This is a genomic window from Prolixibacter sp. SD074 (assembly GCF_009617895.1).
Lineage (GTDB): Bacteria > Bacteroidota > Bacteroidia > Bacteroidales > Prolixibacteraceae > Prolixibacter.
In genome coordinates this window covers 439903-463089 of record NZ_BLAW01000001.1, presented here as the reverse complement: position 1 = coordinate 463089, position 23187 = coordinate 439903, and the positions used below count along the sequence as shown (strand labels likewise).

Below are 23187 nucleotides of genomic sequence, written 5' to 3'. Positions count from 1 at the left end.
AGATTATTTTTTCAAATACGTATAGATATCTCTTTGTTCGTCATGCAAGGCAGTGCCTTTAGATTTTAACCTTTCCCAAATTTTAGTTGCTGGTTCGGTCCTCCATTCTGTGGAGAGAGATTTTGCATCTGAAACATTTGTACTCGAAATGATTGTCACATCAAGCACTTTACTTGCTTCATCAATAAGCTTTTCTGTAATTCCTTTACCCTTGTATTGAATCATATTCCTATTATTCATTACAGTTATTTTACCTGTAGAGTCATCTATTTTGGTCACAGCAAATTCATACCAGTCTGTAGCTTTTAAGTCAGCTGGCATCACTCTAAAAACCCATTTCACATGACTATTCTCCTCTGATTCTTCAATCGAGTAAAGAAATTCATTTTCATTACCGTCAGAATCGGTACATATTAATTTATTTTCAAAGTTCATATTTACCTATCAATGTTTATTCAGCATGAAGCACAACGGTTTTGCGGTATAAAATCGTTGCGCATTTAAAACACAACCTTATCAGCCCGCTAAGCCGTTGATTAAATGTTATTTCACTCAAATATAGCACTATCCGCGCAATGTTTTATGACCGCGTGTTGTGCTTTCGTGCTTTATTATCTGGGTGTTAATTGAATTGATAAATTTAAAGCGTTTGCAACTAATAATAAGTTCGAAATCCTCACATCTTCACCATTTTCAATCCGAGAAATATAAGGTCGCTTTTTCCCTACCGCCTCAGCCAATTTCTCCTGACTCATATGCAATTCTTTTCGTCTATTTCTTATAATCTCTCCGAAATAGTAGGAATATGCTTCTTCTCGGAATCTCTCTCTACTTTCCGAACCTTCTTTTCCATAGCGTTCTGCTAATAAGTCCTTTGCTTTCATTGTTTTCATAATCCCTTATTTTTTAAATATTCCTCTAAAATTCTCTCTGCTTCCTTAATTGCTTTAACATAGTCTTTATTCGACTTTTTAATAAATCCATTCAGACAAACAGCCTTTGTACATTCAGAAAAATTCAGGTGGTCAATCGCAAATATTAAAACTCGATATTCGTTTCCAGCTTTAATCCTCAATTCATAAAACCTTGAATTAGTCAGCTTTTTAACAAAATTCGTATGAACTATTTTTACTTCTCCGATAATCTCAATTAGTTGAAAGAATTTATCAGAGACTCTTTGTCCTTGAGCATCTATGAAGGCCATGCATTTTTCTGTAATGTCAATTTCTCTCATGACACAAAGGTAACGAATTCGTTACATAAATCAAACAATTCAGTTAGTGTTTTTTTGCTCGCAGGGTCTTTTCTCAGCATGAAGCACAACGGTTGGTACATGTTGTCGGGGCGGATTTCGGAGAGCGTTCCTGTCCGTAGGACACGGAACTGCGATGCGAGAATCCGCAGTTGGCGTACCACCGAACCCCGCCCTGCAATATGTACATTGTTGAACTTAACCTCACTGGCGTTCGGTGGTTTTACAGGCCACCGAAAACCAGTATCTTTGAGGCATTTAATCATTTAAAATTAATTATTATGACAAATTTAAAAAAAGATTTGAACAGGAAGCGGTTTTACGCAATCTAAGTGAAAGGACCCGTAAAAGTTACTGGTGGCACATTGCCGATTACAGTAACTTTTGCAAAAAAGACCCGGAACACACGGGAGTAGAAGAACTCAGGGCCTATTTTCAAAGTATGCTCACCGATGGGAACCACAAACCGGGCAGTGTAAAAATGGGCTACTACGCCCTTCGGTTCCTCTTTACAAATATTTACCATAAGGAGTGGGCAAAAGAATACCTTCCAACGCCAAAGGTTGCCAAAACACTCCCGCTGGTTTTATCAAAAGACGAAGTGAGCGATGTACTCGGGGCTATTGACAACTTCAAGCACCGCGCTATCATCATGCTCATTTATTCCACCGGGGCCAGGGTATCAGAGAGTGTAAACATCAAACTTACCGACATTGACAGCCGACGGATGCAGGTAAACATCCAGGAAGGCAAAGGGCTGAAACAACGTAAAGTGCCGCTATCGCCGGTTTTACTTTCTGTTTTAAGGGATTATTACAAAAAGTACAAGCCGCAGCATTACCTTTTTGAAGGCGCGGGAGGAAAAGGTACCCACCTGGGCATTACAGCAGTACGGACTATTTGTATTAATGCACGGCACCGCACGCCACAGGTTAAAAAGCCTTACACGCCACACACTTTCCGGCATTGTTTTGCCACGCACCACCTCGAACAGGGCACCAACATTCTGGTTATACAGCGCCTGATGGGGCATTCCGATTTAAGCAACACGCTCAAATACCTCCACGTGCAGCAACTCAACACAAGCCAGGTGGTAAACCCGCTGGACACGCTGGAAGGACTGGAGGGGCTATGCAGGAACAAATAACTGTAGGAAGTTTACTGCGTGAATACGGGGGAAACTACATCAGCCAAAACAAGGTAACAAAAGGGCAGCAGAGCTTAATCCACCTGCTGTCGGCGTGCCGCACCGGGGGCCTTGGAAGCCATTTCGAGAAATGCGACCATTGCAGCTATACAGAGAAATCTTATAACTCCTGCCGCAACCGCCACTGCCCTGTGTGCCAGCAAAAAGAAAAACTGGAATGGCTGGACAAACGGATGAAAGAACTTCTCCCGGTGGGGTATTACCATTTGGTGTTCACCCTGCCGCATGAGTTAAACCCGCTATGCCTGCAAAACAGGAAAGTGATGTATGGCTTGTTGTTCAAAGCTGTTTCACAAACCCTGCTCGAACTTACCCGTGACGTAAAGCACCTGGGCGCTGATATTGGCCTGGTTACCGTACTCCATACCTGGGGGCAGAACATGAAGGAACACCCACACCTGCATTGCATCATGCCCGCAGGGGGCCTGGGCTTCGACCGCGAACACTGGGTGCATGTACCGGCCAAAAACAACTTTTTCATCGCAGGCAAGATATTGGCAAAAAAGTTCAGGGGAAAGTTTCTGTATTTGCTAAAACAAGCCAAAGAAAAAGGGGAACTCGATTTTCACGGCAAACTGGCAGGCATAAAAGGGCCTGTGCAGTTTAACCGCTTCCTCACGCCTTTATACAAAAAGGACTGGGTGGTGAATGTGCAGGCACCCATGGGCAATCCTGAAAAAATACTGGAATACCTTTCGCGTTACGTGTTTCGTATTGCCATTACCGACCGGCGGATTTTGGAAGTGAAGAATGGCAAAGTGCGATTTTCGTGGAAAGATTACCGTACAGGCAGGTTCCGGGAAATGAAACTGGATGTGGATGAGTTTATCCGCCGGTTTTTGTTGCACATTTTGCCAAAGGGCTTTTTTAAAGTGCGGTACTATGGAATTTTATCGAGCCGTTACCGTAAACAAAACATCCTGGCGGCAAAACAACTGCTGGCACAAGAGGTCGAAAACCGGAAAGAAGAGGCACTGGAAGATGGCGGCCAGGTTTGGGAAAAACAGGATACGGTGTGGACTGAAATCCTGGAATGTATCCAAAACTTCCGGCAGCCTAACTGCCCGGTATGTAAAAAAGGGAGGTTGCGTTTTGCCGGTTTGGTGAAAGATGTTCCGTGGGAACCCGGATAGTGCCTACCCTGCAAATCGTTCTTTGAAAAATTGCACAACCGGTTTACCGGCTAAAACTTTTGGTTTTTGGCTGAACGGGAAAAGTATGTCCGGTGTGGAAACGAAAAACGTGCCCAATATCCGGGTCCCGGCCCCAAAACAGGTAAAATAGCAAAACCGGCGGCAGAAAAACAACGGAAAGGATGCAGAAAAACCATTCAATCCCCATAGTGTATAGCTTTGAACAGCAACGGTTAAGCCCAACACGAATTAAAACACAATTGGGCGTGCATTTTGAGCGCAGTTACCCAAAAAAAAGGCAGTAAGTATGCAAACCTACTGCCTTTTTTCAGGGCCCAACTGTGCCTTAATTCCTAAAATGTTACAATGCGTTTTTTTGATTTTCGTTTTATCTTGGTTAATGTTAACTTTATAAACTATCAATTTATTAAATATAATTATTCGCTGTACTTCTTTTTGTAAATAGCAATAGCTTCTTCATTACCTAATTCTACAGCCATTTTTAAATACTTTTTTGTCAAATCTTTATTATCCTTTTCTTCATAATATTCCGACATATGCAGATACAACATTCTTTCCACTTCTTTTAAATTATCACTATTTGGATTTCCAAGTTTTGCGACCTCAATACATTTTAAAGCAAAATCAAAATTATTGTTATCCGCATATTGAACTGTCCATTTTATCCAATCAACTTCATTTCGCCAATCAATTAGTTGTAACTCATTTTCCTCTTTATATTCATGTCCTTTGCTTAGTTTATTTCCTACTCGAAAATTTTCAATCCCTTGTTTCGGTAATTCAGTATTATTTGTATCAACAATATTTTCTATTAGTATGAATTTTATGGTGTTTAAGCTTTCTGATTGCTTTTTCTTTTGTTCCTCCGGTATTTCATACAATGGTTTATCGTAATTGAAATAATCGAACATATAATAGATTGCTTTAGTAATTATATCCTTTGGAAAAGGTAAAACGCTATTGGGTTTATACAATTGGTATTCACTGTTCACTAACAAATCACCCATACCTGCCAGGATGTTGCCAACAAATGGAAAATGGTATAAATCATCAAGTTTCCATTTTTCTGGAAGTTTTATTTCGTTTTCAGATAATTGGGATAATTTTAATCGTATTTTAGAATCATCGAGATTGTTTGAAAACATATCTCTACTTTCTATATCCTTAATTGTTTTGAGCCAGATAAGTTCAAGATTAACTTTCTGTCTTTCTTGCCAATCATCCGTTTTGACAGCATTATCAAATTCCGTTTCAAGTCTTTTTTTTGTTTTAAAATATGGAGATTGGCTTCTTTTATTTTTTTGATATTGGGAAAATATTATCCCAAATATGACAATCCCAATTATAATATAAATTACCTCCATTTTGTTTTTTTTTAAGTATCAGTTTATTGTTAAAACAAGGCTAAAAGCTTGCTGTTAATATTCATTCCGTGCTTCCCCGCACAGAATATCACATACTCACGCTTCCTCGCGTTTGCCTCTCATCAAGAGGCTTCGCTTTTATAAGCCTTGTCCATTTCTTTTCTGCTAAATTTTATCTCTCCAATTTTTTGGAGTTGGGTTATAAACTGCCCAATTGTTATTTTCCCTTTTTTTAATTTTAAATATCCTTTTTTCAACTCTGACGCAAGCAACAGCCCAAATTTCATATTGACTGCTATTTTAATTCTTGGCAAATCCCAACCTTTTCTATCTCTTGCATTGTTAAAAATTAAAATAGGATGAAAGGTGTCGTCATTTAATAACTTGTGTTTAAATGGCTGAAATGTATCATTTTCACCAACATACTTGCCATTCTTGACTTCAATCCCGAAATAAATTTCTTTGAATTTTGCTTTTACATCTACATCAGCGTCAGAGGTTGGTTTTTCGCATTTGAAACCAATACTTTTAAATAAATCAAGGATTGCAAATTCTAATTCAACATCATCTTTTTTCGTATCCGTATCTTTTCTTGGTTGAACAATACGGTCAAGGAAATAGAACTTTGCTTCAAGTTTTTTTACTTTCTCAAGAGCTTTCCTAGTTTCATTTCTTTTTTTTCGATAAAAAGAGTCAGCCTCAATTAATTCTGGAATTTCCCTGTGTTTCAATTTTCTTTGTTTTTAGTCAACATTGGAATTAAAAATAAACTGAATGCGATTACTCTAATATATTTTGTAAGACTAAACAGTCCAAAAATGCCAAGAAGTACTCCAAGTATTTTTATGGTTGCAACATAATATAATCCATCAAAAATCAATGAAGTCAGATAGTTATTAATAATATTTGGGAAAAACACCAACGGAATAAATAACAATATAAAAGTAGTTTCAATTGCAATCATTGTGTTGGTTAATTTTTCATATTCACGTGTATGTATATAAAAGTTATTCTGTTGTGATTTCTCTGCATTGTTCCTTTTGTCTGCGAAGAAAAATACAAAATAGATTAATGATATGAGAATCATAAAAATAAGAAATATTAATGCCGAGTTTTTTTCTCTAAATACTTGTATTGTCAAAACGGTAGAACTTATAAGAAAAAAACAATAAAGAGCTTTCTCAATGAACATTCCTGTTTTCATCATTTTTTCTGATTTAAACATTCGGAATATGCTCATTAAAATGAGTGCTATTAAAATCCATCCCCACTCAAACAGAATCATAATTGCACAGAATACGAGTGAAAATTTTAAATAGTCCATATTAGTTGTTTTTGGTTTTCAAAATGCATTGTAACGGTAAGTATAAGAATAGTAGCCGATTGCGTGCCACTTTCCTGTCAAGTTACAAGAAAGTTGGAGCGGACTACAAACCTTGAATTTACTACTGAACCGGCTATTATTTTTATACATTGTTGAACTTAACCTCACTGGCGTTCGGTGGTTTTACAGGCCACCGAAAACCAGTATCTTTGAGGCATTTAATCATTTAAAATTAATTATTATGACAAATTTAAAAAAAGATTTGAACAGGAAGCGGTTTTACGGAATCTAAGTGAAAGGACCCGTAAAAGTTACTGGTGGCACATTGCCGATTACAGTAACTTTTGCAAAAAAGACCCGGAACACACGGGAGTAGAAGAACTCAGGGCCTATTTTCAAAGTATGCTCACCGATGGGAACCACAAACCGGGCAGTGTAAAAATGGGCTACTACGCCCTTCGGTTCCTCTTTACAAATATTTACCATAAGGAGTGGGCAAAAGAATACCTTCCAACGCCAAAGGTTGCCAAAACACTCCCGCTGGTTTTATCAAAAGACGAAGTGAGCGATGTACTCGGGGCTATTGACAACTTCAAGCACCGCGCTATCATCATGCTCATTTATTCCACCGGGGCCAGGGTATCAGAGAGTGTAAACATCAAACTTACCGACATTGACAGCCGACGGATGCAGGTAAACATCCAGGAAGGCAAAGGGCTGAAACAACGTAAAGTGCCGCTATCGCCGGTTTTACTTTCTGTTTTAAGGGATTATTACAAAAAGTACAAGCCGCAGCATTACCTTTTTGAAGGCGCGGGAGGAAAAGGTACCCACCTGGGCATTACAGCAGTACGGACTATTTGTATTAATGCACGGCACCGCACGCCACAGGTTAAAAAGCCTTACACGCCACACACTTTCCGGCATTGTTTTGCCACGCACCACCTCGAACAGGGCACCAACATTCTGGCCATACAGCGCCTGATGGGGCATTCCGATTTAAGCAACACGCTCAAATACCTCCACGTGCAGCAACTCAACACAAGCCAGGTGGTAAACCCGCTGGACACGCTGGAAGGACTGGAGGGGCTATGCAGGAACAAATAACTGTAGGAAGTTTACTGCGTGAATACGGGGGAAACTACATCAGCCAAAACAAGGTAACAAAAGGGCAGCAGAGCTTAATCCACCTGCTGTCGGCGTGCCGCACCGGGGGCCTTGGAAGCCATTTCGAGAAATGCGACCATTGCAGCTATACAGAGAAATCTTATAACTCCTGCCGCAACCGCCACTGCCCTGTGTGCCAGCAAAAAGAAAAACTGGAATGGCTGGACAAACGGATGAAAGAACTTCTCCCGGTGGGGTATTATCATTTGGTGTTCACCCTTCCGCATGAGTTAAACCCGCTATGCCTGCAAAATAAGAAGGCGATGTATGGTTTATTATTTAAAGCCGTTTCACAAACTATGCTTGAACTTACGCGCGATGTAAAGCACCTGGGTGCTGATATTGGCCTGGTTACCGTACTCCATACCTGGGGGCAGAACATGAAGGAACACCCACACCTGCATTGCATCATGCCCGCAGGGGGCCTGGGCTTCGACCGCGAACACTGGGTGCATGTACCGGCCAAAAACAACTTTTTCATCGCAGGCAAGATATTGGCAAAAAAGTTCAGGGGAAAGTTTCTGTATTTGCTAAAACAAGCCAAAGAAAAAGGGGAACTCGATTTTCACGGCAAACTGGCAGGCATAAAAGGGCCTGTGCAGTTTAACCGCTTCCTCACGCCTTTATACAAAAAGGACTGGGTGGTGAATGTGCAGGCACCCATGGGCAATCCTGAAAAAATACTGGAATACCTTTCGCGTTACGTGTTTCGTATTGCCATTACCGACCGGCGGATTTTGGAAGTGAAGAATGGCAAAGTGCGATTTTCGTGGAAAGATTACCGTACAGGCAGGTTCAGGGAAATGAAACTGGATGTGGATGAGTTTATCCGCCGGTTTTTGTTGCACATTTTGCCAAAGGGCTTTTTTAAAGTGCGGTACTATGGAATTTTATCGAGCCGTTACCGTAAACAAAACATCCTGGCGGCAAAACAACTGCTGGCACAAGAGGTCGAAAACCGGAAAGAAGAGGCACTGGAAGATGGCGGCCAGGTTTGGGAAAAACAGGATACGGTGTGGACTGAAATCCTGGAATGTATCCAAAACTTCCGGCAGCCTAACTGCCCGGTATGTAAAAAAGGGAGGTTGCGTTTTGCCGGTTTGGTGAAAGATGTTCCGTGGGAACCCGGATAGTGCCTACCCTGCAAATCGTTCTTTGAAAAATTGCACAACCGGTTTACCGGCTAAAACTTTTGGTTTTTGGCTGAACGGGAAAAGTATGTCCGGTGTGGAAACGAAAAACGTGCCCAATATCCGGGTCCCGGCCCCAAAACAGGTAAAATAGCAAAACCGGCGGCAGAAAAACAACGGAAAGGATGCAGAAAAACCATTCAATCCCCATAGTGTATAGCTTTGAACAGCAACGGTTAAGCCCAACACGAATTAAAACACAATTGGGCGTGCATTTTGAGCGCTGTTACCCTAAAAAAAGGCAGTAAGTATGCAAACCTACTGCCTTTTTTCAGGGCCCAACTGTGCCTTAATTCCTAAAATGTTATGCGGTCGGCTTTTATTTCAATCCTTTTATTCTTCATAATATAAACTGTCTAAAAATGCAGCTCTTGCGTCACATACTTTTTCTTCTGTCTCACTTTTAGGTTTTGGATTTTGCCACCAATTACTATCATAAATCCTTTCAACGATGTCATCCCAATATCTTTCGTAATCCATTTCTGATTGAATAATACCAAAATCTTTACAAAGTGCGGAACGATTTTTACTATCAAAGCACACAAAAGTATCAGGACGTTTCATACATAAAAGTCTTGTTGCAGTGAGATTTTTAGCATCTTCAAGTCGAGTCCCAATGAACGCCTTTTTAAATTCGTTAATGAAATTATCATACTGGCCTTTTGTTATGTGTCCAGTATTTGGAATGCAGCCTAAGGCATTTGAAATATTTATATCTTTATTTATTATTTTGTTTTTGAATATGCCTGCACCTTTCATACTACCGAAATAACCCCAATCTTCCGCTCCCTTTATATCAAGTTTGTTTGGAATACCTGCAATAAATTTTCTTTGGTCTTCTGACAACTCGTTGAAATGATTAACACTTTCAAATAATTCTTTAGCTATCTCTATTGTTCTCAATCTTCTGTCAAGACCGTGAGATGTTTCGTTGCGAACTTCAGTCATAAACTCTGACCAACTTCTGTTCATCATCGGAACTTCGTGGATTGGTTTTGGTTTTCTTTTTTTACTACCATATTGTCCTGAAAGACTTTTGATTTTTTGTCTATGATTTTTCCAAGCTATATGGTATTTTTCAAGGTCTAATTTATTGAAAGTCTTGCCGTCAGAAAATGTCTTGTCAACGAGTTTTATAGCATTATTGTATGTCTCAGCCGAATTACTGTCTTTGTGAGTAATTAATAAGCTGGCTTCTGTGTTACTTGAGAAAGCTGCTGTTGTAAAGTTTGCACTCCCTAATATTATTTCCCATTTATCAGTCTTGTCCGCAAAAAGGTAGAGTTTTGGGTGAAATGTTCCTTCTGGTTGTTGGATAAAATGAACTTTTTTGTCATTTAAGAATGCTTCAATAAAATCTGGGTGTGTCTGATAAAAATGAATTCCTACAACAATTTTTTGAATTTTCCCTTTATTAGTCAATAGGTCATTGAAAGGTTTAGAACCTGAACTTGCCCAAGCTGTTGACCAATAAAAATGGTCATACTGTTCGGTCAGTCGTCTGAATTCTTTTTCTAATTCTTTTGCTGTTGTTATAAGTTTCATATTTGTTTGTGTCGTTTTTTAAGCTGCCGCATAACGGTTGGTACATGTTGCGGGGCGGATTTCGGAGAGCGTTCCTGTCCGAAGGACACGGAACGGCGATGCGAGAATCCGCAGTTGGCGAGCTACTACACCCGCCCTGCAATATGTACTTTGTTAACGGCTGGTTTTTATTCATCGTCAATTTGTTAACAGTATAAAAGTATCAATTTCCGAACAAAAGTTTCAGGTAACCACTTCGCTTTTAAAATTTTTTTCAACCCCCAAAAGTCAAAGTTGCTTGTGGGTTGCAGGTAACCGCTGCCGATTTGTTTCGACGGCACGTGAGCCTGACTATTCCTAACTTACTCCGCTGGCGGAAAACTTGCCTAAACCAAATGTCCCTGCCAATTTTTTTATTCCATTCCAGGTACAAACGGCCAAAAATCAAACTGTCAGATAACCACCGGCTTTTCCTAAAAAAGTGCTGAACAGTCAGACTGTAAAACAGTTTTAGCAAATTGTCAGGCCGCGAAAATTGGCAACAGCACCAAACTTTACTTTGCAAGTTTTGTGACAGCAATTTTACAAGCGAGCAGAAAACCAAAGAACGGACTTATCAAATAACCACCAATTTATTTTTCTCAAACTTGCCGTTAACGGTTGGTGCAAGTGGAGTGCGGGATTTTGAAACGGTTTCCTGTCAAGCTGCCACGTAGCCAAGCCGGCTTTTTATTAAACATTATTTTAAAACCGACATCCGTCAAAGACGGATTGGCGGTGGTTGAACAGGGCGCGAACGCTGGAATACCGCGCCCGCCCGCATTACATTTGCACTTTGTTGAACTTAACCTCACTGGCGTTCGGTGGTTTTACAGGCCACCGAAAACCAGTATCTTTGAGGCATTTAATCATTTAAAATTAATTATTATGACAAATTTAAAAAAAGCTTTGAACAGGAAGCGGTTTTACGCAATCTAAGTGAAAGGACCCGTAAAAGTTACTGGTGGCACATTGCCGATTACAGTAACTTTTGCAAAAAAGACCCGGAACACACGGGAGTAGAAGAACTCAGGGCCTATTTTCAAAGTATGCTCACCGATGGGAACCACAAACCGGGCAGTGTAAAAATGGGCTACTACGCCCTTCGGTTCCTCTTTACAAATATTTACCATAAGGAGTGGGCAAAAGAATACCTTCCAACGCCAAAGGTTGCCAAAACACTCCCGCTGGTTTTATCAAAAGACGAAGTGAGCGATGTACTCGGGGCTATTGACAACTTCAAGCACCGCGCTATCATCATGCTCATTTATTCCACCGGGGCCAGGGTATCAGAGAGTGTAAACATCAAACTTACCGACATTGACAGCCGGCGGATGCAGGTAAACATCCAGGAAGGCAAAGGGCTGAAACAACGTAAAGTGCCGCTATCGCCGGTTTTACTTTCTGTTTTAAGGGATTATTACAAAAAGTACAAGCCGCAGCATTACCTTTTTGAAGGCGCGGGAGGAAAAGGTACCCACCTGGGCATTACAGCAGTACGGACTATTTGTATTAATGCACGGCACCGCACGCCACAGGTTAAAAAGCCTTACACGCCACACACTTTCCGGCATTGTTTTGCCACGCACCACCTCGAACAGGGCACCAACATTCTGGCCATACAGCGCCTGATGGGGCATTCCGATTTAAGCAACACGCTCAAATACCTCCACGTGCAGCAACTCAACACAAGCCAGGTGGTAAACCCGCTGGACACGCTGGAAGGACTGGAGGGGCTATGCAGGAACAAATAATTGTAGGAAGTTTACTGCGTGAATACGGGGGAAACTACATCAGCCAAAACAAGGTAACAAAAGAGCAGCAGAGCTTAATCCACCTGCTGTCGGCGTGCCGCACCGGGGGCCTTGGAAGCCATTTCGAGAAATGCGACCATTGCAGCTATACAGAGAAATCTTATAACTCCTGCCGCAACCGCCACTGCCCTGTGTGCCAGCAAAAAGAAAAACTGGAATGGCTGGACAAACGGATGAAAGAACTTCTCCCGGTGGGGTATTACCATTTGGTGTTCACCCTGCCGCATGAGTTAAACCCGCTTTGCCTGCAAAACAGGAAAGTGATGTATGGCTTGTTGTTCAAAGCTGTTTCACAAACCCTGCTCGAACTTACCCGTGACGTAAAGCACCTGGGCGCTGATATTGGCCTGGTTACCGTACTCCATACCTGGGGGCAGAACATGAAGGAACACCCACACCTGCATTGCATCATGCCCGCAGGGGGCCTGGGCTTCGACCGCGAACACTGGGTGCATGTACCGGCCAAAAACAACTTTTTCATCGCAGGCAAGATATTGGCAAAAAAGTTCAGGGGAAAGTTTCTGTATTTGCTAAAACAAGCCAAAGAAAAAGGGGAACTCGATTTTCACGGCAAACTGGCAGGCATAAAAGGGCCTGTGCAGTTTAACCGCTTCCTCACGCCTTTATACAAAAAGGACTGGGTGGTGAATGTGCAGGCACCCATGGGCAATCCTGAAAAAATACTGGAATACCTTTCGCGTTACGTGTTTCGTATTGCCATTACCGACCGGCGGATTTTGGAAGTGAAGAATGGCAAAGTGCGATTTTCGTGGAAAGATTACCGTACAGGCAGGTTCAGGGAAATGAAACTGGATGTGGATGAGTTTATCCGCCGGTTTTTGTTGCACATTTTGCCAAAGGGCTTTTTTAAAGTGCGGTACTATGGAATTTTATCGAGCCGTTACCGTAAACAAAACATCCTGGCGGCAAAACAACTGCTGGCACAAGAGGTCGAAAACCGGAAAGAAGAGGCACTGGAAGATGGCGGCCAGGTTTGGGAAAGACAGGATACGGTGTGGACTGAAATCCTGGAATGTATCCAAAACTTCCGGCAGCCCAACTGCCCGGTATGTAAAAAAGGAAGGCTGCGTTTTGCCGGTTTGGTGAAAGATGTTCCGTGGGAACCCGGATAGTGCCTACCCTGCAAATCGTTCTTTGAAAAAATTGCACAACCGGTTTACCGGCTAAAAATTCCCTGTTTTTGGCTGAACGGGAAAAGTATGTCCGGTGGAAAACGAAAAACGTGCCCAATATCCGGGTCCCGGCCCCAAAACAGGTAAAATAGCAAAACCGGCAGCAGAAAAACAACGGAAAGGATGCAGGAAAACCATTCAATCCCCATAGTGTATAGCTTTGAACAGCAACGGTTAAGCCCAACACGAATTAAAACACAATTGAGCGCGCATTTTGAGCGCTGTTACCCTAAAAAAAGGCAGTAAGTATGCAAACCTACTGCCTTTTTTCAGGGCCCAACTGTGCCTTAATTCCTAAAATGTTAGGTTTTCGTGCTTTTCTTGATATAAGATTTTTCAAATATTTCGTAATTATTTGTCATTATATTTACCACAAGAATTTTTATCCTCTGTTAAAATTAGTCTGAGCGATGAATCTTTTGTAATATAAACCCATGCCCAATTTATAAATATAATTAATTTATTGCGAACACTTAAAATAAGCATAAGATGCAAAAACATCCATATAAACCAGGCAAAATATCCTTTGAACTTCAAAAAGGGAAAGTCAACAACGGCTTTATTTTGTCCAATTGTTGCCATTGAACCTAAATCCCTGTATTCATAATCCATCGGTACTTTCCCACGGATTAACCGCTTAAGGTTCTTTGCTAAATTCTTGCCCTGATTTATGGCCACATTTGCAACCTGTGGATGCCCTTTGGCGTATTTTGGCGTTTCCATGTAGGCAATGTCGCCTAAGGCAAAAATATTTTCACTCCCAAAAACTTTATTTATACGGTTTACTTTTATACGGTTTACATGGGTAAAACTTTCAGCCGGTAAGCCCTCTACAAAATTACCTGTTACTCCTGCTGCCCAAATAACCGTTTTGGTTTTTACTTTATCGCCATTGCTCAGCGCAAGTGTATTCCCATTATATTCTTTTACAAATTTTTCGGTGAGCAGTTTCACCCCCATTTTCTTCAAATATCTTTGAGAAGCATTTTGGGCCCTGTCACTCATGTTATTTAAGGTATTTCTGCTCCCTTCTACTAAATAGATTTGAAATTTTGTAAAATCAATCCTGGGATAATCTTTTGGTAATACATTCTTTTTGATTTCTGAAAAAGCACCCGCCAGTTCAACTCCAGTGGCACCTGCACCAACAATTACAAGATTTAAATAAGCTTCCCTCTCATCTTCCTTTAGAGAAATAATTCTTTCAAAAATCTTCAAAATATGATTTCGGATTTTAATGGCATCGTAGGTGGTTTTCAATGTCAATGAATGACTGCAAATTTCATTTTTGCCAAAGAAATTTGTTTTGCAACCTATGGCAATAGCCAAAAAATCGTAATCGAAATCACCAATGCTCGTGCTAATTTTATTTTTGTCGGGGAAAATCCGGTTGACTTCCGTCAGTCTGATTTGAATATGCTTTTTGTTTCTAAAGATGTGTCGGAATGGAAACGATATATTTGCCGGTTCAATTTGTGAAGTAGCCACCTGATAAAACAATGGCTGAAATTGGTGATGGTTGATTTTATCAATTAGAAGCACATCAAACAGGTTTTCGTCCAATCTTCTTACCAACTGGATGCCTGCAAAGCCACCACCGACAACGATTACTTTTTTTCTTTTTATGTGAAAGCTATCTTTTTTCATAATCACTTTAGATTTACAAAAACCATGGTTACTAGCTAATAAACAACTTGAAAGCCATCATAAAAACCACGCCTATTGTTAAGGCTATGCCAATACTTCCAGGGGCTGTTTTATGGCAGGCATCAGGTAATACCTCCGCTCCAATCATCCATATCATTGCTCCTGCAGCCAGTCCTAGTCCGAAAGGAAGAAATGGCTCAAAAACCAATACCAAAAGAAATGCAGGAACTGCCATCAACGGTTGGGGCAAACTGGAAAAGACACTCCATAACCCGGCTTTCCAAATCTTAACCCCTTTGGGAATAAGTACCAGTCCGATAGCAAGGCCTTCCGGAACATTATGCAGCGCTATAACAATGCTGATCATTGAGCCGAAAGAAAGATTATCTCCGCCAAATGAGAGCCCCACCGCAATGCCTTCGGCAAAAGAATGGATAGTCATAACGCCAATGATAACGATAGCTTTTAACAGGTCAGCCCTTGCCAGATCGCCAACATCGGGTGTTTTGCGTTTATCCAGCCATTTTCGGCTTATGGAAATCAGGATTACACCCGTGATTACTCCCAGTAAGGTTAGTACAGCATTGCTATTTGTTCCTTCATTGATAAGGTCAAAAGCTGCAGTCAGTAATAACCCACTTGCGAGGGCACTCGCCAGGCTCATCTTGCTGACAGAAATCTTTTTGGTAAAATACAAAGGAATAACGCCCAAGCCGGTGGCAAGGGCAGTTATACCTGAGTAAATTAAAACAATCATGATATCTGACATAGCTTAACAAATTCTATTCTGTAAATCTGGTTCTGTTTTGCCGTTTAAAGCTCAACCGCTTAAATGAATTTAAGTCTGATATATTCTCCAACTAATATAGCGGTAGGGTATGAAACTTCTTCTTCTGTTTGTGCGTGAAGCATAAGTTTTTGAGCAAATTCAGCAACCTCAGGATGATGTTCTGCTGTTGCATGTTGCACTAAAACCTCCAAAGCCGCAACAATTTGTTTATGTTCTGCCAACATTTCCGGAAGTTCTGATTTCAGTTTGTCCGTCATTTGCAAAACCTCTTTCATTTCTTCAGAAAGGCTTCCTGATGAAAGAGATGACAACAGCCCCAAAGGGGGAAGCGCGTACTCTTCTTCTTTGACAAAATGCGGATGCATCAATTCAGCAACTGTTTTTGCGGCTTCGCCTGTTTTGCCTGAAAGCTGCGTGGCTTGCCGGAGCATGGCATGTAATTCTTCATGCTCTTTATTTAATGATATAGGTGTTTTAAATTCCATGATACTTTTATTTTACGTTATATGATTTTAATTGGTTCTTTATATCTTCAACAAGAGTCATTAAAAAGATGTTTAGTTAATCTATTCACCAACTCCATGTGGGGGGCCGGCCTTAATTTTTTGGTAGAGTTTATGAGAATATATGATATACTTTACATAACTGTCCACCCACTGACGGCCGGCTTCTACACTTTTGTCCTTATTCTTTTTGGCCTCCAAAGCTTTTTGGAACCATTTAGAAGTTTCCTTTTCCAATTCCTCTTTGAGAAGTGTTTGTAAGGGGTCAATATCACCGGTTTCAAGGGCTTTTTCTGCTATCCCAATATCCAGCGCATTGGGACTGGCCGGTTTCAATCCTGTAAAAGGCATACCTTCCGCTTCGCGGTGCAGCCTGACCGTGTTACTCATAAAATATTCCGTTGCAAGTTCTTTTGATTCACTACCTTTGCGGTAAACACTTAAACTTTGCCTGAATTTATTCCTCAACTCTTCTTCCTGCTTTTCGCCAATCCAAATAGCAACTTTACTAAAGTCACCGGTTTTGAGTGCTTCTTTTGCAGCCACAGCCACGGGCCCGTTTTCGCGGTCGCAATGGGCGGAGGCGGGAAATGCAGAGAATAGCAAGAATAACGAAACGAGAACAATCGGGATAATTGTTTGCAAATTGCCTTTACGGGATTGAAGTCTTTCGCGACTTTCCGTTCCTGAATTGAAATCTTTTGTTTTCATAATAAATTGTTTTAAATGTTTTTAATCGAATTATCAGGAACAAAAGTACATCAGGTAACAGCGTTGTGCGACCTACTTTGTAAAGTAGTACCCATTTAGCAACAATTTGAAGTCCATAATATAGGACTTCAGGTAAAAAATAACCAGTGCGGGTGATTATAACCATTTTAGAGTTGCTTCTTATATTCACTTGGGGTGAACCCGGTTAGTTTTTTAAATACCCTGTTGAATGCCGATTTCGTATTAAAACCACAATCGAATGCAATTCCTAAAATGGTCAGATTTTCAAATTCGGGATTGTCCATCCTTGATTTAACTTCATCCACCCTGTATTGGTTAACAAAATCGAAGAAGTTGACATTAAACTGTTCATTTATAACACGCGAAAGATGATGGGAAGGTATATTGAGTTTTTCGGCTAACCCGGGAAGTGAAAGGTTAGCGTCCAAATAGGGTTTTTCGTTGCTCATAAAACTTCGTATTTTGCTTACATATTTTTTCGCATCAGTCTCTTTCATGACCACGCCGGAATATTTCGGCTTCGGTTCCGTAACGTATTCGATGCTGCTGTCAGGATATTGAATAAAAATTTCCTTTTGCTTTAGGCCGAAATAGCCGATTAAGATGATGAAAACAGACAAAGAAAGAGTAAGGCCATGCGTACAAAAAACCCATGAGAACAACCCGAAAACATGATGGACAGTGGCAAAAAACATTAAAACCGTCCAAACAGCCCCAAAAGTATAAACAAGCTTCCGTAGCCAATCGAGGTTAACATTCTCATACGATGAAAAATTATTGAAAATATTGATATCCAATTTTTTAAAAAGCCGGATGGATAAAATAAAATAGAATGGTCCGGATAAAACTATGAGAATCAGGAATAAATTAAAAAGTAAAGGAATTCCTTGTTCACTTTCTACGTGGTCTAATCTTATTCGCTCCGATATTACCGGGATTAAAGAAGCAATAACTATATAAAGGTTGAATAGGATAAAAGGAATAAAATGTAAAAGTTTTTTCCTGTTGAATTCAAACTCTTGGTCAATCAATGCAGAAATGTATAAATACAGGAATGGCCCGTGAAGCAAGAGTAATGAAATAAAACTGGCTGACAGGAGGTGAAAATCTATAAATAATTTATTTGCAAATAAAGCGTATATGCCTGTATATAAGCCCAAATAAATTAACCAGTAAATCAGTATTTTATCATGTAAGGCCTTATTTTTCTGCAAAATCAAAATCGCAAAAAACAAGGCATTGAAGGCAGCTATCAAAAAAAAGTATTTCATTGTTTGTTTCTATAAAATTCAGCTATGTCTATAATTTGCAGAATGTTTTTTAGCATGAAACCTAACGGTCGAGTGTATGTGCCGTAAGGGATTGCGGAGTAGTTACCTGTCCACCGACACGAAAGTTTGAGCGGGCTACAATGCTTGAATACCCACTAAAACCCTTATGGCATATACACTTTGTTGAACTTAACCTCACTGGCGTTCGGTGGTTTTACAGGCCACCGAAAACCAGTATCTTTGAGGCATTTAATCATTTAAAATTAATTATTATGACAAATTTAAAAAAAGATTTGAACAGGAAGCGGTTTTACGGAATCTAAGTGAAAGGACCCGTAAAAGTTACTGGTGGCACATTGCCGATTACAGTAACTTTTGCAAAAAAGACCCGGAACACACGGGAGTAGAAGAACTCAGGGCCTATTTTCAAAGTATGCTCACCGATGGGAACCACAAACCGGGCAGTGTAAAAATGGGCTACTACGCCCTTCGGTTCCTCTTTACAAATATTTACCATAAGGAGTGGGCAAAAGAATACCTTCCAACGCCAAAGGTTGCCAAAACACTCCCGCTGGTTTTATCAAAAGACGAAGTGAGCGATGTACTCGGGGCTATTGACAACTTCAAGCACCGCGCTATCATCATGCTCATTTATTCCACCGGGGCCAGGGTATCAGAGAGTGTAAACATCAAACTTACCGACATTGACAGCCGACGGATGCAGGTAAACATCCAGGAAGGCAAAGGGCTGAAACAACGTAAAGTGCCGCTATCGCCGGTTTTACTTTCTGTTTTAAGGGATTATTACAAAAAGTACAAGCCGCAGCATTACCTTTTTGAAGGCGCGGGAGGAAAAGGTACCCACCTGGGCATTACAGCAGTACGGACTATTTGTATTAATGCACGGCACCGCACGCCACAGGTTAAAAAGCCTTACACGCCACACACTTTCCGGCATTGTTTTGCCACGCACCACCTCGAACAGGGCACCAACATTCTGGCCATACAGCGCCTGATGGGGCATTCCGATTTAAGCAACACGCTCAAATACCTCCACGTGCAGCAACTCAACACAAGCCAGGTGGTAAACCCGCTGGACACGCTGGAAGGACTGGAGGGGCTATGCAGGAACAAATAACTGTAGGAAGTTTACTGCGTGAATACGGGGGAAACTACATCAGCCAAAACAAGGTAACAAAAGGGCAGCAGAGCTTAATCCACCTGCTGTCGGCGTGCCGCACCGGGGGCCTTGGAAGCCATTTCGAGAAATGCGACCATTGCAGCTATACAGAGAAATCTTATAACTCCTGCCGCAACCGCCACTGCCCTGTGTGCCAGCAAAAAGAAAAACTGGAATGGCTGGACAAACGGATGAAAGAACTTCTCCCGGTGGGGTATTATCATTTGGTGTTCACCCTTCCGCATGAGTTAAACCCGCTATGCCTGCAAAATAAGAAGGCGATGTATGGTTTATTATTTAAAGCCGTTTCACAAACTATGCTTGAACTTACGCGCGATGTAAAGCACCTGGGTGCTGATATTGGCCTGGTTACCGTACTCCATACCTGGGGGCAGAACATGAAGGAACACCCACACCTGCATTGCATCATGCCCGCAGGGGGCCTGGGCTTCGACCGCGAACACTGGGTGCATGTACCGGCCAAAAACAACTTTTTCATCGCAGGCAAGATATTGGCAAAAAAGTTCAGGGGAAAGTTTCTGTATTTGCTAAAACAAGCCAAAGAAAAAGGGGAACTCGATTTTCACGGCAAACTGGCAGGCATAAAAGGGCCTGTGCAGTTTAACCGCTTCCTCACGCCTTTATACAAAAAGGACTGGGTGGTGAATGTGCAGGCACCCATGGGCAATCCTGAAAAAATACTGGAATACCTTTCGCGTTACGTGTTTCGTATTGCCATTACCGACCGGCGGATTTTGGAAGTGAAGAATGGCAAAGTGCGATTTTCGTGGAAAGATTACCGTACAGGCAGGTTCAGGGAAATGAAACTGGATGTGGATGAGTTTATCCGCCGGTTTTTGTTGCACATTTTGCCAAAGGGCTTTTTTAAAGTGCGGTACTATGGAATTTTATCGAGCCGTTACCGTAAACAAAACATCCTGGCGGCAAAACAACTGCTGGCACAAGAGGTCGAAAACCGGAAAGAAGAGGCACTGGAAGATGGCGGCCAGGTTTGGGAAAAACAGGATACGGTGTGGACTGAAATCCTGGAATGTATCCAAAACTTCCGGCAGCCTAACTGCCCGGTATGTAAAAAAGGGAGGTTGCGTTTTGCCGGTTTGGTGAAAGATGTTCCGTGGGAACCCGGATAGTGCCTACCCTGCAAATCGTTCTTTGAAAAATTGCACAACCGGTTTACCGGCTAAAACTTTTGGTTTTTGGCTGAACGGGAAAAGTATGTCCGGTGTGGAAACGAAAAACGTGCCCAATATCCGGGTCCCGGCCCCAAAACAGGTAAAATAGCAAAACCGGCGGCAGAAAAACAACGGAAAGGATGCAGAAAAACCATTCAATCCCCATAGTGTATAGCTTTGAACAGCAACGGTTAAGCCCAACACGAATTAAAACACAATTGGGCGTGCATTTTGAGCGCTGTTACCCTAAAAAAAGGCAGTAAGTATGCAAACCTACTGCCTTTTTTCAGGGCCCAACTGTGCCTTAATTCCTAAAATGTTGAACTTAACCTCACTGGCGTTCGGTGGTTTTACAGGCCACCGAAAACCAGTATCTTTGAGGCATTTAATCATTTAAAATTAATTATTATGACAAATTTAAAAAAAGCTTTGAACAGGAAGCGGTTTTACGCAATTTAAGTGAAAGGACCCGTAAAAGTTACTGGTGGCACATTGCCGATTACAGTAACTTTTGCAAAAAAGACCCGGAACACACGGGAGTAGAAGAACTCAGGGCCTATTTTCAAAGTATGCTCACCGATGGGAACCACAAACCGGGCAGTGTAAAAATGGGCTACTACGCCCTTCGGTTCCTCTTTACAAATATTTACCATAAGGAGTGGGCAAAAGAATACCTTCCAACGCCAAAGGTTGCCAAAACACTCCCGCTGGTTTTATCAAAAGACGAAGTGAGCGATGTACTTGGGGCTATTGACAACTTCAAGCACCGCGCTATCATCATGCTCATTTATTCCACCGGGGCCAGGGTATCAGAGAGTGTAAACATCAAACTTACCGACATTGACAGCCGGCGGATGCAGGTAAACATCCAGGAAGGCAAAGGGCTGAAACAACGTAAAGTGCCGCTATCGCCGGTTTTACTTTCTGTTTTAAGGGATTATTACAAAAAGTACAAGCCGCAGCATTACCTTTTTGAAGGCGCGGGAGGAAAAGGTACCCACCTGGGCATTACAGCAGTACGGACTATTTGTATTAATGCACGGCACCGCACGCCACAGGTTAAAAAGCCTTACACGCCACACACTTTCCGGCATTGTTTTGCCACGCACCACCTCGAACAGGGCACCAACATCCTGGCCATACAGCGCCTGATGGGGCATTCCGATTTAAGCAACACGCTCAAATACCTCCACGTGCAGCAACTCAACACAAGCCAGGTGGTAAACCCGCTGGACACGCTGGAAGGACTGGAGGGGCTATGCAGGAACAAATAACTGTAGGAAGTTTACTGCGTGAATACGGGGGAAACTACATCAGCCAAAACAAGGTAACAAAAGGGCAGCAGAGCTTAATCCACCTGCTGTCGGCGTGCCGCACCGGGGGCCTTGGAAGCCATTTCGAGAAATGCGACCATTGCAGCTATACAGAGAAATCTTATAACTCCTGCCGCAACCGCCACTGCCCTGTGTGCCAGCAAAAAGAAAAACTGGAATGGCTGGACAAACGGATGAAAGAACTTCTCCCGGTGGGGTATTACCATTTGGTGTTCACCCTGCCGCATGAGTTAAACCCGCTTTGCCTGCAAAATAAGAAGGCGATGTATGGTTTATTATTTAAAGCTGTTTCACAAACCCTGCTCGAACTTACCCGTGACGTAAAGCACCTGGGCGCTGATATTGGCCTGGTTACCGTACTCCATACCTGGGGGCAGAACATGAAGGAACACCCACACCTGCATTGTATTATGCCGGCGGGCGGCCTCAGCTTCGACCGCGAACACTGGGTGCATGTACCGGCCAAAAACAACTTTTTCATCGCAGGCAAGATATTGGCAAAAAAGTTCAGGGGAAAGTTTCTGTATTTGCTAAAACAAGCCAAAGAAAAAGGGGAACTCGATTTTCACGGCAAACTGGCAGGCATAAAAGGGCCTGTGCAGTTTAACCGCTTCCTCACGCCTTTATACAAAAAGGACTGGGTGGTGAATGTGCAGGCACCCATGGGCAATCCTGAAAAAATACTGGAATACCTTTCGCGTTACGTGTTTCGTATTGCCATTACCGACCGGCGTATTATTGAAGTGAAAGACGGGAAAGTGCGTTTTTCGTGGAAAGATTACCGTACAGGCAGGTTCAGGGAAATGAAACTGGATGTGGATGAGTTTATCCGCCGGTTTTTGTTGCACATTTTGCCAAAGGGCTTTTTTAAAGTGCGGTACTATGGAATTTTATCGAGCCGTTACCGTAAACAAAACATCCTGGCGGCAAAACAACTGCTGGCACAAGAGGTCGAAAACCGGAAAGAAGAGGCACTGGAAGATGGCGGCCAGGTTTGGGAAAGACAGGATACGGTGTGGACTGAAATCCTGGAATGTATCCAAAACTTCCGGCAGCCCAACTGCCCGGTATGTAAAAAAGGAAGGCTGCGTTTTGCCGGTTTGGTGAAAGATGTTCCGTGGGAACCCGGATAGTGATACTCTGCAAATCGTTCTTTGAAAAATTGCACAACCGGTTTACCGGCTAAAAATTCCCTGTTTTTGGCTGAACGGGAAAAGTATGTCCGGTGTGGAAACGAAAAACGTGCCCAATATCCGGGTCCCGGCCCCAAAACAGGTAAAATAGCAAAACCGGCGGCAGAAAAACAACG

General features: G+C 41.9%; 22 protein-coding genes. 10 read left to right on the top strand and 12 right to left on the bottom strand.

Annotation, left to right across the window (positions count from 1 at the left end):
• Nucleotides 1-3: 3 nt before the first annotated feature.
• The 3 genes from GJU82_RS01990 to GJU82_RS01980 form a co-directional block, all read right to left on the bottom strand.
• On the bottom strand, nucleotides 4-435 hold the full coding sequence (locus GJU82_RS01990; protein WP_153630614.1) for a hypothetical protein: 432 nt from the start codon (nucleotides 433-435) through the stop codon (nucleotides 4-6).
• Between the two features lie 176 nt (nucleotides 436-611).
• On the bottom strand, nucleotides 612-893 hold the full coding sequence (locus GJU82_RS01985) for a helix-turn-helix domain-containing protein (protein ID WP_228488529.1): 282 nt from the start codon (nucleotides 891-893) through the stop codon (nucleotides 612-614).
• A complete protein-coding gene (locus tag GJU82_RS01980; protein WP_153630612.1) occupies nucleotides 890-1234 on the bottom strand; it encodes a type II toxin-antitoxin system RelE/ParE family toxin in 345 nt (114 codons plus the stop codon). Before GJU82_RS01980 ends, GJU82_RS01985 begins: the two co-directional genes overlap by 4 nt.
• A gap of 289 nt (nucleotides 1235-1523) precedes the next feature.
• Between GJU82_RS01980 and GJU82_RS01975 the strand changes: the two genes are divergently transcribed.
• Nucleotides 1524-2399 carry a site-specific integrase gene (locus GJU82_RS01975; protein ID WP_228488756.1) on the top strand — a complete coding sequence of 292 codons (876 nt, stop codon included), beginning with the start codon at nucleotides 1524-1526 and terminating at the stop codon, nucleotides 2397-2399.
• Nucleotides 2384-3592 carry an IS91 family transposase gene (locus GJU82_RS01970; RefSeq protein WP_153630610.1) on the top strand — a complete coding sequence of 403 codons (1209 nt, stop codon included), beginning with the start codon at nucleotides 2384-2386 and terminating at the stop codon, nucleotides 3590-3592. Before GJU82_RS01975 ends, GJU82_RS01970 begins: the two co-directional genes overlap by 16 nt.
• Nucleotides 3593-4029: 437 nt before the next feature.
• Here GJU82_RS01970 and GJU82_RS01965 read toward each other — a convergent pair whose 3' ends face one another.
• From GJU82_RS01965 to GJU82_RS01955, 3 genes are all read right to left on the bottom strand, one after another.
• The gene (locus tag GJU82_RS01965; RefSeq protein WP_153630609.1) at nucleotides 4030-4977 is read right to left on the bottom strand and encodes a hypothetical protein; all 948 of its coding nucleotides are present in this window, start codon (nucleotides 4975-4977) and stop codon (nucleotides 4030-4032) included.
• A gap of 122 nt (nucleotides 4978-5099) precedes the next feature.
• A complete protein-coding gene (locus GJU82_RS01960) occupies nucleotides 5100-5708 on the bottom strand; it encodes a hypothetical protein (RefSeq protein WP_153630608.1) in 609 nt (202 codons plus the stop codon).
• Complete coding sequence (locus GJU82_RS01955; protein ID WP_153630607.1) at nucleotides 5705-6301, bottom strand: hypothetical protein; 597 nt, start codon at nucleotides 6299-6301, stop codon at nucleotides 5705-5707. The genes GJU82_RS01960 and GJU82_RS01955 overlap by 4 nt, the downstream gene beginning before the upstream one ends.
• Before the next feature lie 231 nt (nucleotides 6302-6532).
• Here GJU82_RS01955 and GJU82_RS01950 point away from each other — a divergent pair, with 231 nt between their 5' ends.
• Complete coding sequence (locus GJU82_RS01950) at nucleotides 6533-7408, top strand: site-specific integrase (protein WP_228488755.1); 876 nt, start codon at nucleotides 6533-6535, stop codon at nucleotides 7406-7408.
• Entirely contained in the window at nucleotides 7393-8601 is a 1209-nt protein-coding gene (locus GJU82_RS01945) for an IS91 family transposase (protein ID WP_153630599.1), read from the top strand. The genes GJU82_RS01950 and GJU82_RS01945 overlap by 16 nt, the downstream gene beginning before the upstream one ends.
• A gap of 390 nt (nucleotides 8602-8991) precedes the next feature.
• On the opposite strand, the gene GJU82_RS01940 is transcribed toward GJU82_RS01945, so the two are convergent.
• Nucleotides 8992-10203 (bottom strand): phospholipase D family protein, encoded by a 1212-nt coding sequence (locus tag GJU82_RS01940; RefSeq protein WP_153630606.1) that lies wholly within the window; start codon nucleotides 10201-10203, stop codon nucleotides 8992-8994.
• 896 nt (nucleotides 10204-11099) lie between these two features.
• Between GJU82_RS01940 and GJU82_RS01935 the strand changes: the two genes are divergently transcribed.
• Together GJU82_RS01935 and GJU82_RS01930 are read left to right on the top strand one after the other, a co-directional pair.
• Entirely contained in the window at nucleotides 11100-11975 is an 876-nt protein-coding gene (locus tag GJU82_RS01935) for a site-specific integrase (protein WP_228488754.1), read from the top strand.
• Nucleotides 11960-13168, top strand: a complete 1209-nt coding sequence (locus GJU82_RS01930) for an IS91 family transposase (protein WP_153630605.1) — start codon at nucleotides 11960-11962, stop codon at nucleotides 13166-13168. Before GJU82_RS01935 ends, GJU82_RS01930 begins: the two co-directional genes overlap by 16 nt.
• Before the next feature lie 411 nt (nucleotides 13169-13579).
• Here GJU82_RS01930 and GJU82_RS01925 read toward each other — a convergent pair whose 3' ends face one another.
• The 5 genes from GJU82_RS01925 to GJU82_RS17320 form a co-directional block, all read right to left on the bottom strand.
• Nucleotides 13580-14875: an NAD(P)/FAD-dependent oxidoreductase gene (locus GJU82_RS01925; protein WP_153630604.1), complete on the bottom strand. Its 1296-nt coding sequence runs from the start codon at nucleotides 14873-14875 to the stop codon at nucleotides 13580-13582.
• 31 nt (nucleotides 14876-14906) lie between these two features.
• On the bottom strand, nucleotides 14907-15644 hold the full coding sequence (locus GJU82_RS01920) for a ZIP family metal transporter (protein WP_153630603.1): 738 nt from the start codon (nucleotides 15642-15644) through the stop codon (nucleotides 14907-14909).
• A 59-nt stretch (nucleotides 15645-15703) separates the two neighbouring features.
• The gene (locus GJU82_RS01915) at nucleotides 15704-16150 is read right to left on the bottom strand and encodes a hemerythrin domain-containing protein (RefSeq protein WP_153630602.1); all 447 of its coding nucleotides are present in this window, start codon (nucleotides 16148-16150) and stop codon (nucleotides 15704-15706) included.
• Nucleotides 16151-16231: 81 nt separating this feature from the next.
• On the bottom strand, nucleotides 16232-16879 hold the full coding sequence (locus tag GJU82_RS01910) for a DUF6448 family protein (protein ID WP_153630601.1): 648 nt from the start codon (nucleotides 16877-16879) through the stop codon (nucleotides 16232-16234).
• Nucleotides 16880-17046: 167 nt separating this feature from the next.
• Nucleotides 17047-17697 carry an AraC family transcriptional regulator gene (locus tag GJU82_RS17320; RefSeq protein ID WP_228488528.1) on the bottom strand — a complete coding sequence of 217 codons (651 nt, stop codon included), beginning with the start codon at nucleotides 17695-17697 and terminating at the stop codon, nucleotides 17047-17049.
• A gap of 736 nt (nucleotides 17698-18433) precedes the next feature.
• Between GJU82_RS17320 and GJU82_RS01900 the strand changes: the two genes are divergently transcribed.
• The 4 genes from GJU82_RS01900 (at nucleotide 18434) to GJU82_RS01885 (ending at nucleotide 23011) form a co-directional block, all read left to right on the top strand.
• A complete protein-coding gene (locus tag GJU82_RS01900; protein ID WP_228488755.1) occupies nucleotides 18434-19309 on the top strand; it encodes a site-specific integrase in 876 nt (291 codons plus the stop codon).
• Nucleotides 19294-20502, top strand: a complete 1209-nt coding sequence (locus GJU82_RS01895) for an IS91 family transposase (protein WP_153630599.1) — start codon at nucleotides 19294-19296, stop codon at nucleotides 20500-20502. The genes GJU82_RS01900 and GJU82_RS01895 overlap by 16 nt, the downstream gene beginning before the upstream one ends.
• 440 nt (nucleotides 20503-20942) lie before the next feature.
• Nucleotides 20943-21818, top strand: a complete 876-nt coding sequence (locus tag GJU82_RS01890; protein ID WP_228488754.1) for a site-specific integrase — start codon at nucleotides 20943-20945, stop codon at nucleotides 21816-21818.
• On the top strand, nucleotides 21803-23011 hold the full coding sequence (locus GJU82_RS01885; protein ID WP_153630598.1) for an IS91 family transposase: 1209 nt from the start codon (nucleotides 21803-21805) through the stop codon (nucleotides 23009-23011). The genes GJU82_RS01890 and GJU82_RS01885 overlap by 16 nt, the downstream gene beginning before the upstream one ends.
• Nucleotides 23012-23187: the final 176 nt, after the last annotated feature.